The organism is Cloacibacillus sp., assembly GCA_036655895.1.
Classification (GTDB): Bacteria; Synergistota; Synergistia; order Synergistales; family Synergistaceae; genus JAVVPF01.
The window spans coordinates 1-4,134 of record JAVVPF010000078.1; the positions used below are offsets into that span (position 1 = coordinate 1).

Annotated in this window: 2 protein-coding genes; both read left to right on the plus strand. The window is 46.9% G+C overall.

Annotation, left to right across the window (positions count from 1 at the left end; translation table 11 throughout):
• Positions 1 to 546 precede the first annotated feature (546 nt).
• A complete protein-coding gene (locus RRY12_12660) occupies positions 547 to 2,355 on the plus strand; it encodes a bifunctional diguanylate cyclase/phosphodiesterase (protein ID MEG2185524.1) in 1,809 nt (602 codons plus the stop codon).
• Positions 2,348 to 4,134, plus strand: a 1,787-nt coding sequence (locus tag RRY12_12665; protein ID MEG2185525.1) for a diguanylate cyclase, incomplete at its 3' end; no start/stop codon positions are given. The genes RRY12_12660 and RRY12_12665, both read left to right, overlap by 8 nt.

A 4,134-nucleotide genomic window follows, 5' to 3' on the forward strand; every position in this document is an offset into this window, starting at 1 on the left:
ATAGACTTTAAGAACTGGGCATCTCTCCCAAAATATCTATATGGACAAGCTCTTTGGAAAGAAATTTTAACAGGCTTAAATATCAGCGTCTAAAAAAATCGTCTGAGGCGCTATAATCTATTTATGGTAGAACCCATAGAACGTCTGGAACGAAATTATTGCATCACCCAGTAGGAATGACCGCGCCATAACGCGCACCGAGGCTGCGCAGAGATTGGCATATTCTTCAACCAAATTCGACTGGATGCAACGCCAATGTGAGGAAAAAAACAAAAAATTAAGAACGTTGTTGATGGTTTTAAAATAAATATTGCCAGAAACGGCATGTGTATGTTATCTTACGCCTAAGAAAAATTATTTTATTTAGGTTTAGAATCAGTGGATTTTAACTGGCGGGAATTTTCGGTTGGGTTTTTATTATCGTCTTTTTCAGTTCTTTTGTAGTCAATGCGCTCGGAGCAGTATAATTTTTTTAAACAAGACCGAACAACAGAGGCTCTTGACCGGAAATAGATCGCCTGCAGGTTCAATGCAAGGAGGATCCTTGTGATCAAAAAACGAATCAAAATCTACTTTATTATAGCTGTTTGGGCGGCGGCCATCGGAGTCTTGGTTTTTAGTTTTGTGCAAATGTGGAGCTACGCCAACATCATTAACAATGCCGGCGTAGTACGCGGAGGTACTCAGAGAATATCGAAACTTGAATTGGCCCGCACGCCGAACGACGCGCTGATTTTACGTGTCGAGAAGCTTCTTTCGCAGCTACAGGCCAACGAAAAATCTCGCCTATTTAAGGGGGCGGACTCGAGATTTTTTATACAGAACCTGAATGCCGTACGACATAAATGGGAAGAAATAAAAGAACAGATACGTCTTGTGCGAGGCGGAGGGAATAGCGGCCGTCTCTTTGCCCTGAGCGAAGAGCACTTCGTGTTGGCGGATAGAGCCGTCTTGTCTGCAGAAGTTCGCGCCGAGAAGGAGTTCCGTTACAGTATCGTCGTAATACTGATGCTTTTTGTATGTGCTTCTGGTTTTATGGTTTTATTTGAATTCCATAGCGATAAGAGTCTGAAGCGCGTCTTTTACACCGATCCGCTGACAAATCATGACAATAGCACGGCCTTCATTGAGAAGGCGGCAAAGATACTTAAAAATGCCCGTTGTCGTGCATATCTTCTTCTTTATACCAATGTGAACAACTTCAGTTTCGTTAACCAGTCCTACGGTCATGAGGCGGGCGACAGGCTTATCCAACGGCTCTCTGCAAAGCTCCAGGAGACGTGCCAGGAGGGAGATCTCTTTGCGCACACGACGGCCGATCATTTTGTGCTTCTGTTGCAAAACAAAAACAACGCTGCCTTGCATATTTCTGAGGCGCTGGCAGACGCGCTTGAACAGGACACCGAGATCAATTTCTCCGGTATCATTTCATGCACCTGCGGAGTATATGAAATAGCTGACGGGCTAGAACCCGTCCCTTCAATGATAAGTAAGGCTACGCTTGCTGTCGCGCAGGGACGGTCGCGTTACGGCCTATCTTTCTATGGCGACGACTTGCTTAAAAAACTGACACGTGAGACGCTGCTTACCAAGCACATGTACAACGGCATCAAACAGCGGGAGTACCAGGTCTACCTGCAGCCCAAGGCGGAGCTAGCCACCGGAAAAATTATTGGCGCGGAGGTACTTTGTCGCTGGGTATCTTCAGAATTGGGCTTTCTTCCACCAGACGAATTTATCCCACTCTTTGAGAAAAACGGCTTCATCGTGGTGCTTGATTTTTATATGCTTGAACAGGCCTGCGAAAAATTTACGGAAATGTTCCATGACAAACAGCAAGCGCCAATACCTGTTTCCATTAATTTCTCGCGGGTAACGCTGCTGCAGAACGATTTCGTTGAACGCTTCACCACCGTTGTCGAACGGCATAAAATACCACATTGGGCGCTTGAGATAGAAGTAACAGAAAGCGCCTTTATTGTAGAAGAGGATACGGTCATAGGTATGCTGGAGACATTGAGGTCTCAGGGCTTTAAAATCGTCATGGATGATTTTGGGCTGGGATATTCTTCCCTCAACCTGCTGCGTAAATTGCCTATCGACGTATTGAAGATCGACAAGAGTTTTTTGCGCGAAAGCACCGAATCAGAGCGTGTCCGCCACATCATTGCCGGCATCGTGCAAATAACACAGAAGCTCAATATACAGGTGGTCTGCGAGGGCGTAGAGACGGCGGAGCAGGTTGCGCTGGTGCGGCAAATTGGCTGTGCAATAGGCCAGGGTTATTATTATTCAAAGCCAATTCCCGTTGATGAATTTCAAAAGAAATATCATTCAAAAGAAACCGATGAATAAAACATCCACACTGGACAAGAAGAACCGGAATCTCACGGCGCTTGTACTGTCGCTCGCGCTTATTTTGATGTTTGCTGCCTTGTATGCCTTTTCCAGCGTTATCAACCGCGACCAGGCAAAGCTGGGGCGAGAGCGTCTGCGCGAGATCACCGCTCAAAGCACCTCCTACGTCAATATGATCGTTACCAGAGAGATCAAAACGATGGATTTGATCTCGCAAAGACTTGCGAAGGTGGAAGATATCCGCTCAAAAGAGGCACTTGAGCTACTGAAAACACTTGCTGTCGACTCCGATTTTGACCGCCTTGCGCTGGACTTCGAAAGCGGTGAAAGCTACACCAGCGACGGATATATCGTCGATGTGAGCGACCTGGCCTATATCAAAGAGATTCCCAAAGGCAATACAATAATAACAGACCTCGTCGCTGCAAAGATAGACGGACGGTTAACCGTTTCTATCATCTCCCCTATTATCAAACAAGGCAAGGTCGTCGGCGCCGCGCGCGGCACCATCTACACCGAAAATTACGGAAAAGTATTAAACGTTGACGTCTTTGGAGGTGAAGGGTACTTTCACTTGCTTAACGGCAAAGGCGAGTATTTAGCGGCTTCGGATAGTAAAAACGCGATGCTGATGGATGAAAATTATTTCGACGCTCTGACAAAGCTGACCTACGACAATGGCTACAGCGCACAGCGGATAAAAGACGACTTCAAGCGCGGCGCGGCGGGTACTACCGCCTATTCCTACAACGGAAGGTCAAGATACGCAGAATACAGGCCCGTCGGGGTATCGGACTGGTACCTGGTCGTAATGGCCCCCAAAAAGGTTATAGACGCGAACGCGGACGCAATCCGACGCGACCTGTATATCTTCGTCGTCATATTTTCGGCAATTTTTTTTGCGCTCCTTGCCTTTTTCATCGGGACGATGAAACGCTCGGCGGACAAGATCAAAAAGATGAACGATGAACTTCTTGCTGATGAAAATCGTTATCTTGTTTTGCTTGAACACAGCGACAAGGTGATCTTTGAATTTTCGTTTGCCACGCATTCCATTGACTACAGTGATAAATTTATGGAGGTCTTCGGCTATGAGCCGACAACAGAAGGGCTGCCGGAAAGCATTATAGCTAACAAAGACATTCATCCAGACGACGCGGAAAAAATACACAGTGTCTTTGAACGGGTAGAGAATGGGGCACCAAGCAGCAGTACGGAGCTGCGCATCAGGAGTGCCAAAGGCGGCTATATCTGGTGCTACATCATGCTGGCTACCATATTCAGCGAAAACGGAATCCCTGTCCGCGCGCTCGGCATGATGGAAAACATCGACCCCCAAAAGCGCAAAGAGCAGGCGCTCATCACAAAGGCAGAAAAAGACGAGCTGACAGGCCTCTACAATAAGGCGACGACGGAACGACTGATTCGCGATTTCCTGCGTGATACAGACATTGCAGCAATGCACGCGCTACTTATTATTGATATCGACAACTTTAAGCTCGTAAACGACAGACTTGGACACATGTACGGTGACGTCGTGCTTGCAACACTTGCGCAGTGCCTTATGCCGATTTTCAGAGTAAACGACGTGATAGGCAGGATCGGCGGCGACGAATTCTTTGTATTTATGAAAAATATCAGTTCAGAAAATATCGCTTTTACAAAGGCAGAGACCATATGCGGTCTGTTTCGTAGAACTTATTGCGAAAATAACGTGAGCTGCCAAATTTCCGCAAGCATCGGCATCGCCATTTTCCCGTCGCACGGCGTAGGCTT